The 3,480-nt window shown below is 29.9% G+C and carries 4 protein-coding genes; all 4 read left to right on the forward strand.

Translation table 11 applies throughout. From position 1 onward, the window contains the following. A partial coding sequence (locus P8M54_RS15780) for a histidine kinase (protein ID WP_300288999.1) occupies positions 1 to 1,301 on the forward strand: 1,301 nt, incomplete at its 5' end. Positions 1,302 to 1,568: 267 nt separating this feature from the next. Further along, a complete protein-coding gene (locus tag P8M54_RS15785) occupies positions 1,569 to 2,003 on the forward strand; it encodes a hypothetical protein (RefSeq protein ID WP_300289000.1) in 435 nt (144 codons plus the stop codon). Between the two features lie 77 nt (positions 2,004 to 2,080). Continuing rightward, the gene (locus P8M54_RS15790; RefSeq protein WP_300289001.1) at positions 2,081 to 2,509 is read left to right on the forward strand and encodes a hypothetical protein; all 429 of its coding nucleotides are present in this window, start codon (positions 2,081 to 2,083) and stop codon (positions 2,507 to 2,509) included. 12 nt (positions 2,510 to 2,521) lie between these two features. After that, on the forward strand, positions 2,522 to 3,480 hold a 959-nt coding region (locus tag P8M54_RS15795), incomplete at its 3' end, for a hypothetical protein (protein WP_300289002.1).

Consider the following 3,480-nt stretch of genomic DNA (forward strand, 5'->3'; position numbering starts at 1 on the left):
GCAAGCTACTAGGAAACACCATAAACTTTCTTGAATCATACAAAAACTATATTTTAATAGGTACTGATTTGGGGATTAATATTTATCATGATGGCAATTTACAATTGTTTGACAAAGATCAAGGGCTGAAGGATGCAGAAATAAACAGTGCAAAATTATCTGGAAACACTTTATGGTTAGGAACTAAAAAAGGTTTTTACACGGTAAATTTAGACAAACTTATAGCAGAAAAAAATACAGTTTCTAGTATCGGAATAAAAGACATAAAAATCAATTCAGTACCCATTTCTCGAAAACACTTTAAATGGATGAGCTATACTGAAACGGCGCTACTATGTGACTACAGCCAGAATACTATTGCTATTGACTTTGTGCCAAAAGGGCACTCCTACTCGAATAAATTGAAGTTTAGATACCGATTGAAGGATGGTAATCAATGGAGTCCGTATTCTGACAAGCCATTTGTTTATTTGTCGTATTTGCCTGCTGATGCTTATAAATTGGAAATTGAAGTAACAGATATGCATTCTGGAAAGGTCAAAACCTTTAGTATTCTAGATATAAATATTAAACATCCTTTTTGGGAGACAACTTGGTTTATGGCTTTAATTGCCTTCATAACAATCATAATAATTGTATTAATTACTGCCAATATTAAAAAGCAAGCCAAACAAAAAGCAGCAAATGAAAGAGAAATTTCTAAAGCCAAATTAGAAGCTTTATTAAGTCAGATGAATCCGCATTTTACGTTTAATGCGTTAACAAGTATTCAAAGCTTTGTATTTAATAAAGATGTTATTAACTCTAGTATTTACATCAGTGAAGTTGCTAACTTAATGAGACAAACATTAGATAATTCCTCTAAACAAACCATAAGTATTGAGAATGAAATCCACTATTTACAAACCTATATTTTAATAGAAAATAAAAGATTTAATAATCGAATTGTACACAAAATCACCATAGACGCAGACCTTAATCAAGAACAGGTATCTATCCCTACAATGTTATTGCAACCATTCATAGAAAACATTTTTAAACATGCATTTGACGACAAACACATAAATCCAGAATTTGCAATTTCCTTTAAGAAGTTAAATCAGGAATACTTACAAATTTCGATTACAGATAATGGATATGGAAAAAAAGAGATGACGAGTAATCACATCTCAAAAGGATTATCTATTGCTACAGAACGTTTGCAAATCATGCAGCCGAATAATCTAAATCCAATTGAGCTAAAATTCTCAGAAACCGGAACCACTGTAGTGATAACGTTGTTCCTTGACAAAGAAAATTAAATTATAGTCTAGAATACTACTAATATAGAATAGAAACCCTGAATTACAATTCGGGGTTTTTTATTGTTTTATAAATTTTTAATTTCGGTTGAAAATCCCCCAAATAAATCAATTATGACTTCATTCTACTATAAATATAAGTTGTCCACAAGTTCCTGATGAATAATTGCAAAATACTAACTACTACAACTTCTGTATAGTTTACTTATTCATTATGTGCACTTTATCTCTCCTAGTACAAAAAACACTTGATTTTATTTTAAAAAAATGATTGACCCAAACCGTCCTTATAGCCGTTTAGCAATAAACATCATTTTCACAAATACCAAAGCAACTATGCAAAAGGCTGCTTTGATACGAGGTGGAGATGGACTAGCACAATACACTGATGTTTATACCGGAATGACTCTTCGAGGAGGCCATCCGTATGACTACGAACACATTCGTTCCTCAGAAGAGCTTTTTTCTAAATATAAAGCCATTTTAAGCGATGAGCAAATTGCCTTTGTAGTTAATTGTCCCGAAAACGTTGCAGTAACACTTCGAGCCATTAATCAATCAAAAGGGAAAAAACGTATGGAAGATTGGCTGTCAAATCCTGCTAACATAGCTAACTATGGGATTGATTTGAAATTGACTTTGACCAATTTGAAAAGGGCTGATAATGGAATTTTGAGGATGGTTGAGAGTTTAAGGAAATAAAAAATGAAGCGATATTAAATTTAGACACGAAAATTTAATTAAAAAATAATGAATATAATCCTAAATTATTTGAAAAAATGAAAAACGAAAATATTGAATTTACCAAATCTGAAGATTTATCAGTAACAATAGAAAGATATGAAAGAGGTATCAAGTTTGTAGAAAATAATGCGGAAATGCTACTAGCGAATTCTCAAAAGGGTCTTGAAACAATTGCTAGTACAGTTACAAGTTTAGCGGGTATATATAGAGATTTAAAGCAAATGGAATACTCTTTCAATATATATATGAAAGATGCGGAAAAAAATTTAATCAAAATTAATAATGCTCAAAAGCAGGTAGAAGGTCTGCAGACAGGAATTGATAAATTTACAGATAGAATTTTGTCTTATGATATCAATATGATGGAACCCGAACAAATAAAATTCCGTTCAGAAATACTCTCTACATTAAATACGCTAATTGATGGTTTTATTAGGATAAGTATAAATGTATCAAATTGCTAATCTCATTAAAACATGAATTTAGACGAACTTAACAAACATTATAATACACTTTCATCCTTCGACAATGACGTTAGGTCAATTGAAAGACAGTTAAATAAAATAAAGGGAAGAGTAGATGATGTGCAAGAAAATTTTTATGATTTTTCAAAAACACTATATACTTCATCAGGCAAACTCTTAGATAAGGCTGAAAACGAATATGACATTGCTGGATCTGCAATAATTGCAGCCACAGGGGGAATGACCTCCTTTATAGGCGCAACATTTGGTACGGTAGGTAACTTCTATGCAGACGCAAAAGGTAAACTTTTGATAAAAAAACTAAATTCTAAAAAGGAAGAAGTTGCAGTAGCAAAGATTCAATATGCAGAAGCAGCATTAAAATGGGGTGAAGCAAATATTGATAAATATATAACGATTTTAAAAAATGATTTGTCAGTTAATATTAAGAACTGCGAGGATAATGAGGCCCTATATTATCGTGGCAGACAATTGTCATTTGAAATATGCTTTAAATGCATTTTTATAATAAAACTATCACAAAATTTAATTGAAACTTATAATAGCTGGATCGCAAAAAAATACTTTAAATCTGTTAATAGCATAAGTGAAATAGAAATTATTCAAAATTTATTATTTGGTCAAAATGGTTTATTTGAACATAAAATATCTAAAGAAAAATTTATTTATGAAATAAATAAGCAACCTATTAGTGCTAAATATTTGCTGCTTTTAGAAAACAATTTTTTTTTGTCTATTATCCCTTTAAAATCAAAAGAGTTTATAAGTCAGACAAAAAAAATGGATAAATCAAGTGTTGCATATTTAACAATTAATGACAATGAAGCGTTTCAAAATATAGTTAGAATTCAAAAAGAAAACATAAATAAGAGAAATAAAAAAATAATTTTATTCTTGTCATTCGTAATATGTATCTTTTTTATTATTTCATACTGGGGATTATTGGGATG

The organism is Flavobacterium sp. (genome assembly GCF_029242675.1).
Lineage (GTDB): Bacteria > Bacteroidota > Bacteroidia > Flavobacteriales > Flavobacteriaceae > Flavobacterium.

Excerpts from the sequence above, each read along its gene's own strand:
- P8M54_RS15785 (WP_300289000.1), top strand. The coding sequence starts at position 1,569 with ATGATTGACCCAAACCGTCCTTATAGCCGTTTAGCAATAAACATCATT.
- P8M54_RS15790 (WP_300289001.1), top strand. The coding sequence starts at position 2,081 with ATGAAAAACGAAAATATTGAATTTACCAAATCTGAAGATTTATCAGTA.